Annotated in this window: 17 protein-coding genes; 5 read left to right on the top strand and 12 right to left on the bottom strand. The window is 70.7% G+C overall.

Features of this window, described 5'->3' with window-relative positions:
- The first annotated feature begins 23 nt into the window (after positions 1 to 23).
- Positions 24 to 767: a pectate lyase gene (locus WMF45_RS19410; protein WP_437718367.1), complete on the top strand. Its 744-nt coding sequence runs from the start codon at positions 24 to 26 to the stop codon at positions 765 to 767.
- Between the two features lie 108 nt (positions 768 to 875).
- Here the strand turns inward: WMF45_RS19410 and WMF45_RS19405 are convergent, their stop codons facing one another.
- Both WMF45_RS19405 and WMF45_RS19400 read right to left on the bottom strand, forming a co-directional pair.
- The gene (locus WMF45_RS19405; RefSeq protein WP_437719555.1) at positions 876 to 1,466 is read right to left on the bottom strand and encodes an HD domain-containing protein; all 591 of its coding nucleotides are present in this window, start codon (positions 1,464 to 1,466) and stop codon (positions 876 to 878) included.
- Positions 1,467 to 1,537: 71 nt separating this feature from the next.
- Positions 1,538 to 2,527, bottom strand: coding sequence for a diguanylate cyclase (locus tag WMF45_RS19400; RefSeq protein WP_437718366.1), 990 nt, complete (start codon positions 2,525 to 2,527; stop codon positions 1,538 to 1,540).
- A gap of 107 nt (positions 2,528 to 2,634) precedes the next feature.
- On the opposite strand from WMF45_RS19400, the gene WMF45_RS19395 reads away from it, so the two are divergent.
- Positions 2,635 to 3,960 (top strand): sigma 54-interacting transcriptional regulator, encoded by a 1,326-nt coding sequence (locus WMF45_RS19395; protein WP_437718365.1) that lies wholly within the window; start codon positions 2,635 to 2,637, stop codon positions 3,958 to 3,960.
- A gap of 58 nt (positions 3,961 to 4,018) precedes the next feature.
- Here WMF45_RS19395 and WMF45_RS19390 read toward each other — a convergent pair whose 3' ends face one another.
- The 8 genes from WMF45_RS19390 to WMF45_RS19355 all read right to left on the bottom strand — a co-directional run bounded on the left by WMF45_RS19390 (position 4,019) and on the right by WMF45_RS19355 (position 11,417).
- On the bottom strand, positions 4,019 to 4,900 hold the full coding sequence (locus tag WMF45_RS19390) for a hypothetical protein (protein WP_437718364.1): 882 nt from the start codon (positions 4,898 to 4,900) through the stop codon (positions 4,019 to 4,021).
- Positions 4,890 to 5,642 carry a hypothetical protein gene (locus WMF45_RS19385; protein WP_437718363.1) on the bottom strand — a complete coding sequence of 251 codons (753 nt, stop codon included), beginning with the start codon at positions 5,640 to 5,642 and terminating at the stop codon, positions 4,890 to 4,892. The genes WMF45_RS19390 and WMF45_RS19385 overlap by 11 nt, the downstream gene beginning before the upstream one ends.
- Complete coding sequence (locus WMF45_RS19380; RefSeq protein ID WP_437718362.1) at positions 5,639 to 6,544, bottom strand: ParA family protein; 906 nt, start codon at positions 6,542 to 6,544, stop codon at positions 5,639 to 5,641. The genes WMF45_RS19385 and WMF45_RS19380 overlap by 4 nt, the downstream gene beginning before the upstream one ends.
- A 285-nt stretch (positions 6,545 to 6,829) precedes the next feature.
- Positions 6,830 to 7,654, bottom strand: a complete 825-nt coding sequence (locus WMF45_RS19375; protein ID WP_437718361.1) for a hypothetical protein — start codon at positions 7,652 to 7,654, stop codon at positions 6,830 to 6,832.
- Between the two features lie 28 nt (positions 7,655 to 7,682).
- Positions 7,683 to 9,308 (bottom strand): serine/threonine-protein kinase, encoded by a 1,626-nt coding sequence (locus tag WMF45_RS19370; RefSeq protein ID WP_437718360.1) that lies wholly within the window; start codon positions 9,306 to 9,308, stop codon positions 7,683 to 7,685.
- Positions 9,309 to 9,588: 280 nt separating this feature from the next.
- Positions 9,589 to 10,770, bottom strand: coding sequence for a vWA domain-containing protein (locus WMF45_RS19365; protein ID WP_437718359.1), 1,182 nt, complete (start codon positions 10,768 to 10,770; stop codon positions 9,589 to 9,591).
- A 141-nt stretch (positions 10,771 to 10,911) separates the two neighbouring features.
- Positions 10,912 to 11,217, bottom strand: coding sequence for a hypothetical protein (locus WMF45_RS19360; protein WP_437718358.1), 306 nt, complete (start codon positions 11,215 to 11,217; stop codon positions 10,912 to 10,914).
- A gap of 35 nt (positions 11,218 to 11,252) precedes the next feature.
- On the bottom strand, positions 11,253 to 11,417 hold the full coding sequence (locus tag WMF45_RS19355; RefSeq protein WP_437718357.1) for a hypothetical protein: 165 nt from the start codon (positions 11,415 to 11,417) through the stop codon (positions 11,253 to 11,255).
- A 558-nt stretch (positions 11,418 to 11,975) separates the two neighbouring features.
- On the opposite strand from WMF45_RS19355, the gene pheS reads away from it, so the two are divergent.
- Together pheS and pheT are read left to right on the top strand one after the other, a co-directional pair.
- Positions 11,976 to 13,025 carry a phenylalanine--tRNA ligase subunit alpha gene (pheS, locus tag WMF45_RS19350; RefSeq protein WP_272098834.1) on the top strand — a complete coding sequence of 350 codons (1,050 nt, stop codon included), beginning with the start codon at positions 11,976 to 11,978 and terminating at the stop codon, positions 13,023 to 13,025.
- Positions 13,026 to 13,058: 33 nt separating this feature from the next.
- Positions 13,059 to 15,503, top strand: a complete 2,445-nt coding sequence (gene pheT, locus WMF45_RS19345) for a phenylalanine--tRNA ligase subunit beta (protein WP_437718356.1) — start codon at positions 13,059 to 13,061, stop codon at positions 15,501 to 15,503.
- Positions 15,504 to 15,559: 56 nt separating this feature from the next.
- On the opposite strand, the gene WMF45_RS19340 is transcribed toward pheT, so the two are convergent.
- Positions 15,560 to 16,570 (bottom strand): Uma2 family endonuclease, encoded by a 1,011-nt coding sequence (locus WMF45_RS19340; protein WP_437718355.1) that lies wholly within the window; start codon positions 16,568 to 16,570, stop codon positions 15,560 to 15,562.
- A gap of 10 nt (positions 16,571 to 16,580) precedes the next feature.
- Positions 16,581 to 17,288, bottom strand: coding sequence for a hypothetical protein (locus WMF45_RS19335; RefSeq protein ID WP_437718354.1), 708 nt, complete (start codon positions 17,286 to 17,288; stop codon positions 16,581 to 16,583).
- A 732-nt stretch (positions 17,289 to 18,020) separates the two neighbouring features.
- Here WMF45_RS19335 and WMF45_RS19330 point away from each other — a divergent pair.
- Positions 18,021 to 18,254 (top strand): hypothetical protein, encoded by a 234-nt coding sequence (locus WMF45_RS19330; RefSeq protein ID WP_437718353.1) that lies wholly within the window; start codon positions 18,021 to 18,023, stop codon positions 18,252 to 18,254.
- The last annotated feature ends 21 nt before the right edge of the window (positions 18,255 to 18,275 follow it).

The following is an 18,275-nucleotide window of genomic DNA, read 5'->3' as shown; positions in this document are numbered from 1 at the left end:
AGCCGCTCGGCGACGAGCTCCCGATGGCGATCCCGACGCCCACGAACGGCAACGGCGAGATCAGGAACCAGACGACGGTGCTCAAGAACGCCGCCCACGGCGGGCAGGACGTCTACGACTTCAACAACCAGAAGATCGGCGTGAACAACACGGAGGACTGCGACGACGGCGAGGGCCAGAAGACCGTGTTCGAGGTCGAGGACGGCGTCACCGTGAAGAACCTCATCATCGCCGGCGGCCTCCCCGGCGGCAACGGCATCGTCTGCAAGGGCGACTGCACGCTCGATCACGTCTACTGGGAGGACGTCTGCGAGGACGCGGCGACCAACAGCGCCGACGGGGCGACGATGCACATCAACAGCTCCATCGCCCTGCACTCGGCCGACAAGATCTTCCAGCACAACGCCAAGGGCGGCTCCACGACCATCGTCACGAACTCGTACATCGCCGACTTCGGGAAGCTCTGGCGCTCGTGCGGCGACTGCACCGCGAACGGCGGGCCGCGTCACCTGATCATCGACAACGTCAGGGTGGACCGCGTGAAGACCACGGTCGCGGGCGCGAACCAGAACTACGGGGACACGGTCACGATCACGAACCTCTATGTCAAGGGGGGCTACGACGCGGGCGACGACAAGCCGAAGATCTGCCAGGAGTACAGGGCCGTCACCGATCACATGGGCGAGTCCGAGAAGCTCCACGGCGGCGCGAGCCAGTGGGGCACCGCCACGTGCCGCGTGAGCAAGAGCGACGTGAAGAGCTGGTGATCGCGCGAGGGGCAGCGCGCGCCAGCGTCGCTGCCCCCCTGCACCCCGGCGGCGCGGGCCGCCGCGCCCGTGACGACCGCGCCGTCCACCGACCCCCGCGCAGCGCGGCTACGCGCCCGCGTCGAGCTTCCGGCGCAGGTTGGCGCGCGCGCTCGCCTCGAGGCGGGCGTGGAAGTACGGCGAGAGGAAGATCCGCTCCGCCGCGAGCAGCTTCTCGAAGAAGCGCCGCCGGCCCGCGGCGTAGAGCTCGGGCGGCACGGCGCTGTACTCCGCGGCGATCGCCCGGTCGTACGCGTCGAACACCGCCGCGTCGCTGCCCAGGATGGCCATGTCGCAGTCGAGGAAGAGGGCCTCCTCCTCGCCGACGTCCGCCGGCCCGAGGGCCCCGTGGCGCGCCGTGAGCAGGATGAGCCGCTCGATGAGGCCCTCGTCGAGCCCCTCGCCGGGCAGCCAGCGCGCCACCGCCTCGCGCGCGAGCTCCGCGCTGCGCGCCTCGTTGTCGTGGCGGCCGGGCACGTACACGGCGTCGTGGAAGAGCGCGGCCAGGAACACCTCCCGCGGCCTCCGCCAGCCGACGTCGCGGGCGACCTCGCCCACCCGGCGGAGCACCTCGCGCACGTGCGCCAGGTCGTGGTACGCGCGCCCGGGCTCGCCGTAGGCCGCGCGCACCGCGTCCCACAGCGGCTCGGGCAGGACCAGGCCGTCCGGGGCCTCCGGCGGCGCGTCGCCGTCGGCGCGCGCCTCGCCCGCCGCGATCCAGCCGTCCGGCCTCACGCGAGCACCAGATCCTCGGGGCGGAACAGCTCCCCGTCGTACGTGGCGACGCGGCCCTTCTCCGTGGCCTTCGCGTGGTTCTTCGCGAGGTTGGCGCGCCCCTGGATCTCGCGATCCGTCAGGAAGCAGTCGACGTCGGCGACGCACAGGCCGGCCGAGATCGTCGGCGACCGCTCGACGCGGCGGTAGCGGCGGCGGGCGAGCCGCTCCTGGAGCGCGCGCAGGAAGTCCACCGCCCAGGCGCGCGTCGCGTTGGGGAGCGTGATCATGTACTCGTCGCCGCCGAACCGGTACGCGTGCCCGTGCGCGAAGACGTGCGCCTCGATGCTCTCCATGAGCGGCGGGAGCACGTGGAGATCGACCGCGGTCTCGGTGTGCTGGACGTTGAACGCCTTGAAGTCGTCGATGTCGATGAACGCCACGGCGATCGAGGCGCCGCGCAGCGCGCAGCGCGCCCGGTAGTGCGCCAGATCCGGCAGGAAGAGCCCGGGGGCCTCGAGGATGTGGAACTTCTCGTCGTACTCGCGCGGGCGCAGCGGCGGCGCCTCCGGCGTCACGGCCTCGGCGTGCCGGATCGACATGTAGTCGGTGAGCTGCGGCACCTTGAGCGCGCGCGTGGCCGCGAACCAGGGCGCGGCCATCAGCTGCTCCAGCCCGTGGACCTCGCGCCGGAGGTGCCGGATCGTCTCGGCGTTCACGGCCTTCTGCAGCGGCTCCTCGATCGCCGTGGCGCTGTCGCGCCGGAGGTCGATCAGGATGCGCTTGAGCAGCGGGCCCTGCGTGTCGTGGATCTGCGCGTGCGGCGGGCGCAGCTCGAGCTGCCGCCCGAGGAGGCTCAGCTGTCCTATCAGCTCCGTCACCTCCGGCGGCTCGTAGCCGCGGAACTCCTGCCGGATCACGTCCGCCACGTCGCGGCGGAACGCCTCCGTGAAGCGGGTGACGCACTGGGACAGGATCTTGGCCTCGGACTGCGTGAACTCGAGCACCTCACGAGGATATCCTGACGGCGTGCGTCCAGCGCCCCGGACGCACCGCGCGCTGGAAATCCGCCGGAAATTCGGAGATGCTGCCCCGTCCCCCTCCCGCGCGATCCATGCACGACCCCACCCGGACGATCACGACCCTCCGAAGCGACGCGGTCGAGCTCCCGGACCTGCGCATCCTCGTCACCCCGCAGAAGAGCCCGCCGATCGAGGCCGCCCTCGGCGTCGCGCCGCTCGTGCTCGGGACGAGCGGCGAGTGCGACGTCATCATCCCCGACTCGCGCGTCTCGCGCCGCCACTGCCAGCTCCGGTTCTCGCCGCGCGGGGTCGTCCTCACCGATCTCGGCAGCAAGAACGGCACGTTCATCAACGACGTGCTGATCGTCGAGGGCTTCCTCACCCCGGGCGCCATCGCCTCCCTGGGCGGCGTGTCCCTCACCGTGCGCGTCGGCGGCGCCCCGGTCGTCGTCCCGCTCTCCACCTCGGCCAGCTTCGGCGAGGCCCTCGGTGGCAGCGTCCCCATGCGCGCGCTCTTCGCCCGCCTCGAGCGCGCAGCGGCCACCTCGGAGACGATCCTCCTGCTCGGCGAGTCCGGCACCGGCAAGGAGGTCCTCGCCCGCGCCATCCACGCGGCGAGCCCGCGCAGCGGCGGCCCCTTCGTCGTGTTCGACTGCAGCGCCGTCGCCCCGAACCTCATCGAGGCCGAGCTCTTCGGCTACACGAAGGGCGCGTTCACGGGCGCCCAGGGCGCGCGCGCCGGCCTGCTCGAGGAGGCGAGCGGCGGCACGCTCTTCCTCGACGAGATCGGCGAGCTCCCGCTCGATCTCCAGCCGAAGCTCCTGCGCGCGCTCGAGGCCCGCCAGGTGCGGCGCATCGGCGCCGCGGCGTACACGTCCTTCGACGCCCGCGTGATCGCCGCGACGCACCGCGATCTCCAGGGCCGCGTCGCGTCGGGCACGTTCCGCGAGGATCTCTACTACCGGCTCGCCGTCGTGGAGACCGTCGTGCCGCCGCTGCGCGAGCGCAAGGAGGACATCCCGCTGCTCGTCGAGCGCTTCCTCGCGGCGCAGGTGCCGCCGCGCTCGCTCGCCGACCTGCCGCCGAACGCGCTGGAGCTGCTCCGCGGGCACCACTGGCCCGGCAACGTGCGCGAGCTCCGCAACACCGTCGCGCGGCTCATGCTGTTCCCGCACCTCGCCGAGGAAGCGATCGTCAAGGTGGCGCCGCGGCCCGCCGACATGGGCGTCGGCCAGTTCGCCGCGCTGCCGCTCCGCGAGGCGCGCGACATGGTCGTCGAGCAGTTCGAGCGCACGTACATCGCGATGAAGCTCCGGGAGAGCGGCGGCAACGTGGCGCGGGCCGCCGCGTCGATGGGCGTCTCCCGGCAGCTCGTCCACCGGCTGATGGAGCGCTACGGCATCCGCAGCAAGGGCTGATAGCAGGCGCGACGCGCGTGGCTCGGCATTCGCAGCATCGGGAACCGCGAACGCAAGCCTACGACTTGGTTGATGTTCTTGGGCTCGCTGCCAGGATGAGCCCCCTCCTGTCGAGGAGCAAGCCGTCGCTCGTCGGGAAGGGCTTGCGCTTCCGCTCCCGCCAGGTGCGGAGCGCCGCAGAGCGCTGGTGCTGCGCCCAGGTCACGGGAACGGACTCCATGCAGCGCAGAAAGCGGGCGCGCCCGCCGGCGTCCATGGCGTCACGCAACATGAAGCGCCGGATGGGCTGCGACACGAGCAAGTAAGGTCCGAGGTGATACAGCGCCAGGAGGAGCAGGCAGGCCTCGCCGAGGCGCCGCAAGGCGGCGTCGAGGTCCCGGGCGCGCTCCGCATCCAGGTCGATCGAGCGGATGTTCCAGTAGAGGCTCCAGTAACGCGCGGTGGAGCCGTGTACGAAACGGCTCGACTGCTGGTAGGCGTGCTCGATCTCGGAGAACAGAAAGGCGGTTTCGGCGGCATCGCCGAGCGCCGGCTGGAAGTGTGGAAGGCGCTGGATCTCCTTGAGCAGGTCGGCCCAGACGTCTCTCACGTCCTCCTCGGGGAGGACGGTACGCGCGACGAACAGGGAGGGGCGCGAGTCGAAGTAGCAGTGACGGACGAGGTTCTCCAGGAGGCTCCGGGCGTGGACATGGGCGGTGCGCTCCACCCCGAGCGCACCTGCATGCAAGATGGCGACGATGTCCGCTCGCGCCGCGTTCAAGAACGCCGGGACCGTCGCAAAGCCGCCGCAGTGCCACGCGAGCCAGTTCAGGTAGGCGAGGGTCTGCTGGGAGGCGGCCAGCTCGGATCCGGAGCCTCCGAGCCGGCGCTCGACCTGCCGGCCGACCTCCGCGAGCAGCTTCTCGCGAGGCGAGTCGCGGCGCTGTCGCTTACTCGCCATGGGCCTTCTTCACGTCACTCCGGCGCGTCTCCGCGATCGCCCGGTCGGCAGGGCCGCGTAGCCCTTCGGACAGCAAGAAAATGGCGACATCGCCGACATCGTCGGGCGCATGCTGCTCCGCGTCTTTCATGAGCCGCTCTGCGAGGTGCTGGCGCGACTCTTGAGGCTTGTAGGGCAGCGGACGGGGCCCCCACGAGGTTCGGAGCTGCGCGATGGAGTGCAGCGTCGGCAGCAAGATCACGTTCTCGGCAAGGGCCGAGATCGCAAGCCTGCGGAGACGCGACTCGATCCTTTCTCGGTGCTCGCGTCCTGCAGCGAGAGATGCGTGACGGAGCAAATCCGCAAGCCTAGACACTTTTTGACCATGAGTAGGACTTTTTTTGTCCAGGTGAAGAAGAATTTGTTCGACAGTGTCTTCGATCGTCGACTTTGGCGGCGTGCCGATAAGTTGCTTGAACGACTTCAACAACATCAACTCGACACCGGCATTAGCTCGGGCAAGCTCGATGAGCTCTTTCCTCGCGATCTCGCGCAACCCTTCGATCGACGCCGGCTCCTGGTCCTCGGGGCTTTGCTGCCGCTTGAAGTCGCGGAGCAACTGGAGGACCTGTGCTAGCTCCTTCTGCCCGCCGAGGATCGCCTCGGCTGCCTGGAAGTCGTCGGCGGAGTGCTCCTCGACGAGGCTCAGCAGCGCTCTCGCTGCCCGTACTCCGTCACTGCCCGTACGCTCGGGACTCGTCACGGCGCACCTCCAAAAAGCCCCACCTCGTGCGCGACCGCCTCAAGCTCGCCGACAAGCCGTACGTGCTTCGGATCACCAGAGAACGGCAGCGGCTCGTTCCGCTCGAACGAGTCACGGTAAGCTTCATCCCTGGAGACGACTGCGGAGAGGCAGCGAACCGCAGGCTTCTGCGCCGCGCACAGATCGCTGATGGCCTTCACGTACCGCTCTGCCTTGGCGCGCTGATCGGCGTCGCTCGCCGGCGGGAACATGCTCAACACGACCCCGGCGACCTTCGCCTTGATGTCCAGGACCTTCTTGTACTCCCTGAGCGCTTTCATCAGGAGCGGCAGCCCGTGCAGGGAGAACTGATCCGCCGTCATCGGGACCAGGATCTTGTCCGCCGCCTTGAGCGCCGCCAGGCTGACGCTGCTGATGCTCGGCGGGCAGTCGATGATGACGTGCTCGTACGCATCGCCGGTCCTCGGCAGCCATTTCTTGATCCTCGACACGACGATCTCCGCCGCGATCTCCTGCACCTCGAACATCCTCGCGCTTCCGCACACGAGGGTGAGCGAGCCCCCGCCGGCACACGCCCGCACGGGCTCCAGGTAGTCGCTCACCTTGCGCAACGGGCCGTGCGGCTTCCCGCTGACCACGTCGAAGTACCGCACGTCGCCGTGGAACAGATCGTGGAGGTTGCCTTCCCGACGCGCCTTGTCCTCGCGCGTCCTCGCCTCAAAGCGCTCGTCGCTGAGCAGATACAGGCTGGCGTTGCACTGCGGGTCGGCGTCGATCAAGAGGACGCGTTTGCGGTACCTTTCGGCGAGGAGCGCGGCCAGGTTGACGGCGATCGTCGTCTTGCCGACCCCTCCCTTGATGTTCTGCACCGCGAGGACGCTCTGTTTCGGCCGATCCGGCATGCCGGTGGGAGCATACGCCACAGCCGTACCGCTCGGAAGTTCCAGCGGAAACCAGGAGTACGTCCAGAAGCGGGGCGGCCGAGACCGCACGCCTCTCACGCAGAGCTCACCCGTGCGGGCCCACGTCGGGCCACACCGGCAGACGATCCAGCCGCACGTACCCCGTGAAGCTATGAAGATTGTTGACCTTTCCGTCGTTCGCTCCCCCACCCCAGCGACGCCGCAATAGCGGCTCGCGAGCTCCCCGGCGCCCGGAGCGAGGGCAGACGAGCCTCGCGCGGACGCTCAGAACGAGCCGCGCAGCGAGAGCGCTGCGCCGCCCGGAAGCAGGGCGGAGCCCGCGGCAGGCGCCGCGGGGACGATCGGATCGAGCTGGAAGTACAGCACCGTGCCCAGCCCCGCAGCCACGAGCCCCGCTCCAGCGCTGATGGCGCCGGCCTTCCAGACGGTGTCGATCGCGTCTACCTCGTCCACCCGACACCCGGGCGCGCACCTGCTGCGGAGCTCGCTCCGGTCGAGGTGCCCCTTGATGCCGAGGAACGCGCCCGCACCGAGCCCCATCACGCCGGCGCCGGCGAGCACGAGCGGCCAGCGCTGCCTCACGGGCGGCGCGACGGCGCCGGCCGCGGGGCGCGACGGCGCCGCCGCAGGGAAGCGCACCGCGATCGGCAGCGCCTTGTCGCCCTGCGACACCGTGACCACCGTGGCGACCCGCGTCCCCGCCGCGTCCTCGAACGTCAGCGTGTGGCGCCCGGGATCGAGCTCGATCGGGTCCTTCGGGAGCGCGTCGACCAGCGGCGCGCCGTCGAGGAGCACGCGCACGCGGCCCGGCGCGCGGCCGTCCGCGGACGTGGCCGACAGCGCGACGCTGGGCATGTCGCGCTCGACCTGCTCGCTCCAGCTCTGGCAATCGCGGGCGAGCGTCGCCGGGCACGAGCTCACGCAGACGCGAAGCTCGGCCCGCGCGCGCAGCAGCGCCCGGTCGCGAACGAGCTGCTGCGCTTGCTCGTACGAGGCCGCGCACGTCTCACCCACGCCCTGAGCACGGGCGCGCGAGCTGGCGACGAGCGTGACGGCCGCGCCCACGGCGGCGAGGAGGCCTCGTTTCATCGCGGCGTAGGCTACACGCTTCCACCGTTCACAGGCACTCACGCTTGATCCGCCGGATGCCGCTGGCATCGACGTAGTACGGAGGCACGCAGCGGGATCGCGGCCGCGCGGTGCGCGCGGGGGCCGCAGCGCGCTCCTGCGCGGTGGCGGGCGCGACCGGTTCCGGCGCTCCCGCGGTGCTCGCAGGCGCCGCAGCGGCGCTCGCAGAGGCCGCAGGCGCGCTCGTGGCGGGCGCCGCAGGCGCGGTCTCGGACGCCGCCGGAGCGGCCGCGCTCGAGGCGAGCGCCGCAAGCCCCGGCGCCGGGGCGACGGCCAGCGGAGGCGGCTCGCCGGCTCCGGCGCGCTCGGCCTGCGGCGCATTGGGCTCTGGACGCACGCTACAGCTCCTGCCGAGGGCCACGGCGAGCACCAGCGCGCTGGCGCCGAGCGCGAGCGTGGAGGCGCGGACGAGCTGCGCGCTCGCCAGCCGCGGCGGCGCCGCCGCGGCGACCGGCGTCGCGAGCGCCGACGCCACGGGCCGCGCCATGTCCTCGACCGTCCTCGTCATGGTCGGAACCGTCACCGAGGTCCGCAGCGCGCGCCCGCGGCCGCCAGACGGCTGCGCGAGGCGCGCCTCGACGTCCCGCGGCGGCGCGTCGTCCACGGCGGCGGGCCTCGGCGGCGGCGGCGCCGGGGCCGCGCTCCGCTGCGACGTCTCGATCGCGGCGAGGCTCTTCGCCCGCGCTTCCAGGAGCGTCCCCGCCGTCGCCTCGACCCACGCCCCGACCGCCCGCGGGCTCGCCGGCGGCAGCGCCTCCTCCAGCGCGGCCGCCATCTCCAGCGCGGTCGCGTAACGGCGGGAGGGATCCCTGTCGAGGCCGCGCAGCACCACCTCGTCGAGCGCCTTCGGCACGTCGCCGTAGACGCTCGGCGGCTGGACGACGCCCTCGAGGATCCGCCCGAAGATCTCCGCGTCGCACTCCCCCGTGAACAGCCGCCGCCCGGTGAGCACCTCCCAGAGGACCACGGAAGCGGCGTAGATGTCGGCGCGGCGGCTCAGCGGGGCTCCGCGCAGCTGCTCCGGCGCCATGTAGCTGAGCTTGCCCTTGAGCTGCCCGACGCGGCTCACCTGGCTCCGCACCGCCGCCCGCGCGATCCCGAAGTCGAGCACGCGCGGGATGCCGTCCTCGCCGACGAGGATGTTCTGCGGCGAGACGTCGCGGTGGACGATCTCGAGCGCGGCGCCCTCCTCGTCGGTCGCCTCGTGCGCCGCGTGCAGGCCCGCGAGGGCGCCGGCGATGATCGCCGAGCCGACCGGCTGCGGCACCTGGGCCCCTTGCCGGCCGGCCTCGCGCAGCAGGCTCGAGAGCGACTCCCCCGCGATGTACTCCATGACCACGAAGAGCTCGTCGTCGGCCTGCACGCTGTCGAGCGTGGTGACGACGTTCGGGTGGCGGATGCGCACCGCGAGCCGCGCCTCGTCGAGGAGCATCGACGAGAACTCGGGGTCCCTGGCGAACTGCGGGTGCAGGCGCTTGATCGCGACCGTGCGGGCAAAGCCATGGGCGCCCACGAGCCGCCCGAAATGGACGGACGCCATGCCCCCGGAGGCGATCACGCCATGGAGCGTGTACCGATCGAGGGTCCGCCGCTCGCGCTCCTGAGCAGGTGCCATGGTGGCTCTGTTCTACAACATCTCGGCAGCGTTGCCGGACGGTAACCTGCGCGCCGCGCCCGCGTCAGGCGGCCAATGACGCCGGGCAGCGCGAGGGCGCTCGACGCGGCAGATGGGTGTCTGAGCGCCCCTGCCGAGGTGGGACCGATGGAGAAGCAACTGCGCGCGTCCACAGTGTCAACTCACGGTTGACACGGATCGGGCTGGCGCGCTCATCGTCGGATCGAGCGCTCCGAGCGCGCGGCGCGGCGCGGCGCGGCAGGGACGCGGCGGCCTCCTGCTAGAGGGGAACCTCGATCACGCTCTCGCAGGTGAAATCGACGCTCAGCTTCGCCACCATGTCCGCCTGGACCGTGGTGCACGCGTCGACACACAGCACGATCTGCGTCGGACTCGCGGGCTCGTCGTAGCGCCAGGCGCCCTCGGTCGCGCAGCTCTGGTCGTACACGAGCTCCGTGGTCGCGCTCGATCCGCTCGTGTAGAGCACGCGGACCTTCTCCTTGTCGAACGCGCTCCCGTTCGGCGGGAGCGGGATCGCCATCGTGCACGAGACCGAGGCGCCGCGGATCCGGTCGACCGCCGCCTTGAAAGCGGCCGTGGTCTGCGACGGATCGCCGGTGTCGATGAGCACGGCGCGCTCGGTGCCGCCGGCCGCGGCGATCTTGTGCAGGTCGTCGAGGGTGTCCGGCGCGCCCTTGATCTGCGGGTTCTCGACCCCGATGACGTAGGTCGGGACGCCCTCCGCCAGCGCCGCCTGGGCGTCGCCCACGACGGCATCGATCGTGTCGGAGGCCTCGTCGCAGCCCTGCGGGTAGCCGTCCGTCACGAGCACGATCGCGTATTTCCCGGGGTTCTGCTGCCGCTGCGCCTCGATGAAGGCGCTCGTGCCCCGCATCACCCACGCGGTCGGCGTGCCGCCGCGCCAGTCGTCCGAGCTCGCCGGCTCGATCGCGTCGATCGCCTCGGTGAAGGCCGCCGAGGGGAGCGGCGTCAGCGGCACGTCCGGCGTCGCGTAGATCTCGGACGAACACTTGTCGTCGTCGGCGGGAAAGAACGAGAGCGAGGCCGTCAGCCCTTCAGACCCGGGATCCGAGAAGAACTGCTTGGTCGCGGCGACCACGGGATCCCACTTGAGCGACTTGTCGTGCCAGTCCTTGTCGCCCTTTCCCATGCTGCCGGACACGTCGAACGCGAACGCCAGGTACACGGGCTGGAGGGATGCCGCCGCCGTCTGGGTGGCGCACGCTCCCCCTCCGCCCGCGGGGCTGGCGCTGCCCGCGCCGCTCGATCCGGGCCCGATCCCACCGCCGATGTCCAGCGAGCCCCCCTCGCCGGAGCCGGAGCCGTAGCTGCCGCCGGAGCTCGCCCCTTCACCTTCTCCCCCTTCGTTCGGGCTGTTGCTGCACCCGAGCCCGACCGCAGCCACGCTCAGCACCGCCGTGACAACTCCAAGCAATTTCATGCATCGACTCCTTGCACCACCGCGCGCCGGCACCGCGCCGCCGCCATCAAGCCACCTGGATCGCGCGTGGTCCCAGGCCTCGGCTCTCCGTCCCCATCTCCAAAGCACACGAGGTGCCAGCGCGCGGAGGCTCGTGGGCGCTCACTGCACGGGCGCAACGTGGGAGATCAGCACGCCCATGTTCTTGATGAACGACTCCACGGAGATGCCCGTCGGCGACTCCTCGGCGGCGTACGTCGCTGGCGCCTTCGTCGGGTCGTACGGGGAGGTATCGTTGCGATCGCCGACGTGCGTCGTGGCGTAGGTGTCCTCCACGAACGGCTCGGCGGCCCCAGGACCTTTGTAAGGGTTCGTGATCATCGTGATCTTGGTCGGCCAGTAGCCCTCTCCGTTGAGCTCGCCGACGAGCTTCTGGGCGTCCTCCGCGGTCACCGGCGCGGTCGTCATCGTGGCGCCGGCGGTAGAGGTCCTCGAGCTTCACCTCACGCAGCGAGAAGTACCGAGGCGACGTTCGAGCCGCGCCGGTGGACGTAGAGCGGAATGTCGGTCCCGATCTCGATGTACGTGGGGTGCGTTCGGTCGGGGAAGATCTCCACGAGCTCCGGCGGCAGCTTGACCTTGTCGAGCCAGTCCAGCGCCTCGGGCACGCGGGCGATGAACTTCTCGTCCCCGGTGAGAGAGATGGATGATGGGATTCAAGGTGCGCCGATCGGGTGGTGTGTTGGAGCGGCAGCGCATGCAGCGGGGTGTCGTCAGGGCGAAAGGAGCCCGACGAGCACGCCTGGCGTGGCTCGCTCATCGATTGGAATGCTCGCAGCGCTCGCCCTCAGGCGCGCTCGCCCGCGTCCGTCAACGTTCGTAACGGCACAAAGCAAGCGATGGGCCAGGGACGTTCGGCTCGGTCACAGCGCCACGTTTCAGGCGTCATCGCCGCGGCCAGAGTGCGAATCGCGATTCAGATAGGCAGCCGCCGTGGAGAGCCCGTAAACCTCGGGTTGACGCGGTTGACGTGACCGATACCGGCGGTTGACGCGCACCTCCCGCGAGGAGCCCGCGCGGCGATGGCGGCTCCTCGCGCGGGGCGCCCCCGCCGCAGCGGGGGTCGTCGAGCCTCCGGATCCCGCGGGTGGCCAGACCAGGGGGCCGGGGCGGCGCGGGAGGTCAACGTCTTGCGTTGCCATGGCCTTCGCGGTAAGGGGGCGGCAATGAGTGGTCCCGAACTCGGCCGCCTCATCGACGAGGTCGATCGCACGGTGGACGTCCAGTTCGCCGCTGCCGGCGATCTCGATGAGCTGAACCGCCTGTATGCCAGCCTGCTCGGGCGCCGCGGGTCGCTCAATGCGCTGATGAAGCAGCTGCCCGGCGCGGCGCCCGAGGAGCGCAAGGCGCTCGGCCAGCGCCTCAACGCCGTCAAGGGCCGCGTGGAGCGCGCCCGCGAGGAGGCGACGGCGAGGATCAAGCGCGCTGCGCGCGATCGCGAGCTCTCCGCGCCACCCCTCGATATCACCCTGCCCGGCCGCTGGCGCGCGCCCGGGCGGTCGCACCCGATCATGCGGACCCTCGACGAGATCGTCGATATCTTCGTCGGGCTCGGGTTCGACGTGGCCGAAGGGCCGCAGATCGAGCTCGCGCGCTACAACTTCGATCTCCTCGGGTTCCCGGCGGATCACCCGGCCATGGACATGCACGACACGTTCTACATGGCCGGCGATCCTGGCCAGAACGTGCTCCTCCGGACGCACACGAGCCCGGTCCAGGTGCGCGAGATGCTCTCCCACCCTCCGCCGGTGATGATCGTCGCGCCCGGCGTCGTGTATCGCCGCGACGACGACGCGAGCCACAGCCCCATGTTCGTGCAGATCGAGGGGCTCGTTGTCGACCGCGACGTGTCGCTCGCCGATCTGAAGGGCCTGCTCGAGGTCTACAGCCGCCGGATGTTCGGCGAGGCCACGAGGACGCGCTTCCGGCCGAGCTACTTCCCCTTCACCGAGCCCAGCGCGGAGCTCGACGTGTCCTGCCTCGTCTGTTTCGGCGAGAACCGCGCCTGCCCGCAGTGCAAGGGGACGGGCTGGCTGGAGGTGCTCGGGTGCGGCATGGTCCACCCGACGGTGCTCCGGAACGTCGGGATCGACCCGGAGGAATACACGGGGCTGGCGTTCGGCATCGGCGTGGATCGCACGGCCAACATGAAGTTCGCCGTCGACGATATCCGCGCCTTCTACGAGAACGACGTCCGCTTCCTCGGAAGCCTCTAGGCCACTGCCCCTCGCCCGCAGGCCCGATTCCCCATGTTGATATCCTACAAGTGGCTTCAAGAGATCCTCGGCGCCGATCCCGGCGTCGACGCGGTGACCTCGGCGCTCGGCCGCGGCGGGCTCGAGGTCGACCGCGTGACGCACGTCGGTGCCGCGCTGCGCTCGGTGGTCCTCGCGAGCGTCGTCGCGACGCGGCCGCACCCGGCGGGCAAGAAGGGCCTGACGGTGGTCCGCGTGGACGCGGGTGATCGAGAGGTCGAGGTCGCGTGCGGCGCGCCGGTCATCCCGGCGGCTCCGGCGCTCGTCTGTTATGCGCCCGTGGGGGCGCAGGTGCTCGACCGCACCGGCGCGCTCGTGACGCTGACCGAGAAGGCGGTCGCCGGCTTCACGTCGCCCGGCATGCTCTGCGCCGAGGACGAGCTCGGGCTCGGGTCGAGCCACGAGGGTCTCCTGACGGTGGAGGGCGGGCGCCCGGGGCAATCGCTGCTCGACTGGGAGCCTCGCCTCGAGGACTGGATCATCGAGCTGAGCGTCACCCCGAACCGGCCCGACGCGCTTGGGCACCTCGGCGTGGCGCGGGACGTGGCCGCTGTGCTTGGCCTGCCGTTCCACCCGCCCGCCGTCGCCGCGGCTCGAGCGAACGGCGCGAACGGCGCCGGAGCGCCCGCGGCCGTGGAGGTGCGCGACGGGGACCGCTGCCCCCGGTATGACGGGCAGGTGATCGAGGGCGTCGGCGTCGGCCCCTCGCCGCTCTGGGCGCGGGTGCGGCTCGGCCGCCTCGGCGTCCGGCCGATCACCAACATCGTCGATGCGACCAACCTTGTGATGCTCGAGCGGGGGCAGCCGCTCCACGCCTTCGATCTCGACACGCTGCGGCTCCCGATCGAGATCCGGAGGGCCAAGGCGGGCGAGGCGTTCGTCGCGCTCGACGGGCAGAAGCTGTCCCTGGACGAGGACGATCTGGTCATCGCCGACGCGGACCGCGTGGTGGCGCTGGCAGGCGTCATCGGCGGCGCGGACAGCGGCGTCACCGCGACGACCCGGCGGGTGTTCCTCGAGTCGGCGTACTTCGAGCCGCGCGGGATCCGCAGGTCGGCGCGCCGGTACGGCTTCCACACCGAGGCGTCGCACCGCTTCGAGCGGGAGGTGGACCTCTCGGGGGTCCCCCTGTCGCGCGACCGCGGGAGCGCGCTCATCTGCGAGCTCGCCGGCGGCGAGGCGGCGGGCAAGCCGATCGACGCGTACGTGGCGCCGCGCGCGCCGCGCCGCCTGACGCTGCGGCTCCCGCGGTACCAGCGGATCATCGGGGCCGAGGCCCCGGCGCGGGCGCGCGAGATCCTGGAGACGCTGGGGCTCTCGGTGCTGGAGCAGAAGGCGGACCGGCTCCTCGTCGAGGTGCCGGAGCACCGGCCCGACATCGCGGAGGAGATCGACCTCATCGAGGAGGTCGCGCGCATCGCTGGCTACGACCAGATCCCGAGCCGGCTGCCGCGCGTCGGGGCCGCGCCGGCGGGCGCCCGCGGCGATTACCGGCTGCGGCGCAGGGTGCGGCAGATCTGCACGGGGATCGGGCTGCACGAGGCGGTGACGTACTCGTTCCTTTCGCCCCAGGAGCTGAAGGCGGCGCGCTACGACGACGGGTCGCTCCTGCGGCTGCTCAACCCGCTCTCCGAGGAGAAGTCGGTGATGCGGCCGTCGCTGGTCCCTGGGCTGCTCACGGTGGTGCAGCGCTCGCAGCGGTACAACGTGCCGCGCGTGCGGCTGTTCGAGGTGAGCCAGGTGTTCCTGCCGTGGCAGGGCGAGGCGGGCGGCGCGGGCCAGCTGGCGCGGGTCGAGCGGCCGCCGGTGAACGAGCCGACGCGGCTCACGATCTTCCTCGCGGGGCCGCGCGACAGCTACCTGACGCGGCCCGAGGACGTCGATTTCTACGACGGCAAGGGCGCGGTCGAGGCGGTGATCGCGGAGCTCGCGGGCAGCGTGACGCCGGCGTTCGACCTCTCGGGCGAGCCGCCGCCGTGGGCGCACCCGAAGAAGGGCGCCCGCGTCCTGCTCGACGGCCGCGAGGTCGGGTACGTGGCGGAGCTGCACCCGGACGTGCGCGAGGCGCTGGAGATCACGAGCGGGGCCGTCGTGGCGGAGCTGGATCTCGCGGCGGTGGCCGCGGCGTACAAGGCGCCGGTAGCCGCGAAGCCGAGCCGGTTCCCGGCGATGCGGCACGACGTGGCGCTGCTCTTGCCGCTCGACGTGCCGGCGGGAGAGGTGCTCGAGGTGCTGCGGACCACCGCGGGGGAGCGCTGCGAGAAGGTCGAGATGTTCGATCGGTACCGCGGCGAGGAGCTGCCGGCGGGGACGCACTCGCTGGGGTTCGCGCTGTGGTTCCGGTCGGCCGAGCGGACGTTGACGGACGACGAGGTCGACAAGTGGACGAAGGCCGCGGTGGACGCGGCGAAGGCGCGGTTCGGGGCGCAGCAGCGCTGAGGGCCGGCGGCGCGCGCCCGTCAACGTGCCAGCCGACGAAGCACGATGGCTGCGTGTCAAAGCCCCATCGGGGCGACGGCGGCCCAGAGGGCGTCGAGGTCGATGGCAAGCCCTTCAGGACCCACTTGGGACATCGTCCCATCGATCGCAGCCAAGAACACGATGTAGCGGCCTCCGGATCCGAGCTCGAGAACCTCGAGCGTGCGGTTCAGCGCATCGACGAGCCAGTACCATCGCACGCCCAGCGCGCCGTATTCCCTGCTGGTCGTCAAGCGTGCACGCCGTTGGTCCGCGGGGTTTGCGGAGACCACCTCCAGGACCAGCGTCGGCGTCGAGGGGGCGCCGGTCTCGGCAGACGGATCGTTCGGCATATAAACGCAGACATCGGGTTTTCGACCCGATACCGTCGATACGGCGAGCTTGTGCCCCCGGCCACACACGACACCTCCGCGCGGCAGCGCCCACGCACGCAGCACCGTGAAAAACCAGGCTGCGACCGCGTCCTCCAGCGCCGTCGAGGTCTTCGCTTCGACGAGAACGCCTTCGCAAAGCTCTCCGGGGCCGTCGAATGCAAGCCACGCTTCGATCGTCATGGGCTCGGCGCGGAGAATGCGCGGCATCTGCCGGGCGGGCGGCGCCGTCTGCTCCTCGGCCGGACCTTCCCAGCGGTCCCACCCCTCCTCGGGCTCCTCGACATCCAGCGCGCGAAGCACCCCGCGCGCTGCCTCGACGATCGGCGCCGGTGCGGGGCTCCGGCCTTCCCAGGTCAAAAGGCGATCACGCAGCTCGGACAGCGACGCGACGAGCCCCGTCGCATCGCCGGAGGAGCGAAACGCCGTCGAGGCATTCTCGAGCACCGCCGAGAGAGCCTCGCCGGTCGGCGCCTCCTTTTTCGTTCGCATCGCCTTCGCAAGGAGACGCGGCGCTGCCAGGAGCCCCGCGACGTTCAGCGCGGCCGAAAGGCCGAGCGCGAACGCTCTGGCCTGATCCTCCGCCGCTCCCAGCGAGCTCGGCGTCACGCTCCCAGCGGCCTGATCCGGCGCATTCTTCTTGAGCTCGTCCGTCATGGCTCGATCCTCAAGGGTCCTTACAGATAGGACCCACGAAATACCCTTTGAACGCGGAAATCCCCCCCGCTCCGATCGCGACCACGCTGGTCTGCGAAGGCTTCCCAAGCTCGACACAGACGTACGCACACCAGGACGTGAGCACCAGGCTCTTCAAGAGTTCGGCCACCCAGTCAGGACAAATCGAGCACTTGGACTTGCCACAATCGGTGACGAAACACCAGTGCCTTACCGGCGGAGCATTGTATTTGCACGGCACGCGAGAGGCGCAGCCCTCATCGAATTCGCATTCGCTTTTTTCATGCCATGCTGGAAACGTCGCCGGATCCAGCGTCGCCAGCCATGCATCCGCCGCGGCCGCTGCTGCGGGGAGGTACTGCTGCATGAGCTGTTCGAGCGCGGCCTCATCCAGCGTGCTGGGATCGATGCCCGAAGACTCCGCCTGGGCGACCAGGTACGCCGTGGTCAGCGACGCCTTCGCCTCGGCGAGCACGAGCTGTTCCGGATCCACCTGAGCGAACGCCTCGGCGGCCTCCTCCTCCTGCGTGGGCTCTGGAGTGACCGGATTCTCCGGCGTCGCGCCCGTGTCCGTTCCGTTGCCCGTCGTGTCTTCCTCGGTGCTCGGGCCCAATCGGATGACGCAACCCGGAGTCGTCGAGTATGCAACGGATATCGCCAGACCGCAGGCGAGCACTCTGACACGAACGATTCTCCTCATGGCAACAATTCTCCTTGTTTCGGGCGCGAATCGAGAGCCATAATGCACGGCCCTCACCCTACCACGGTTTCCCTTTCAGCGTGGCCGCGCGCGACGCCGCCGTACGCAACGCGAGGCCGCCCGGCGGACCGATGCGGGCGCAGGCAGGCCGGACGGGCGCAGCAGCCGATCGCGCGGCGGAGCGCCAGCGTGGGTGTGGATACGGACGGGTGAGGATCGCGGATGGCGAGAAGATCAAGCCAACGTGGGGCGAGACGTTCTGCTGCAAGCCGGCCGGTGGCTGGCCTCGCGCGACGCTCGCGGCGGTCGGCTCAGCTCACGAACTCGCCGTCCCCCGCACCCGCCTCTTCCTCTTCACCCACCGCCGGCTCCCCCGGCTCCTCCAGGCTCGGCGCCTCGCCCGCGGACGTCCCGCCATACCGCTTGCCGGCACCGGCGCCGTCTTCTCCTTGGCGGCGAGTTGGCGACGGCGCGAGACCAACCCGGCCGGCAGAAAAGGAGGTGCCACGGAGGTCGTGCCCAGAGCCGGCGCTCGTCGTGAGGCCGAGGAGGGGTCTCAACCCATCGCGGGGGATCTTTTCAGCCTGAAAGACGGTCCCAACCAAACAATTTAGATCTATTCATACAAATGGAACGGTCTCGACCAGTCTATCGGCTTCAGAGGGACCTCTGCGCTTGGTCGCGACCACGCGGGGGGCATCGAAACGAGCGCCCGGACAATATCGAGACCCCTTGGATTCGCCAACGTCGGTTCTTCTCGGTGGCGTCTGGGGGAGCGGGCCACGCGATGTCTTCGCGGTCGGCTCGGGCGGCGCGCTCTTGCACTACGATGGCATCTCCTGGCTGACGCTCAACTCCACGACGAACTCCACGCTCAACGCGGTGTGGGGCCAGGGCCGGATCTCCTTCGTCGTCGGCCAGGACGCTGCGATCTACCGCCACATCGGTCCGCCGCCGGCACGGTAGCAGCGCAGCCGCTCCCGCGGC

The organism is Sorangium sp. So ce448 (assembly GCF_051520915.1).
Taxonomy (GTDB): domain Bacteria; phylum Myxococcota_A; class Polyangia; order Polyangiales; family Polyangiaceae; genus Sorangium; species Sorangium cellulosum_B.
This window is presented reverse-complemented; position numbering and strand designations above follow the sequence as displayed.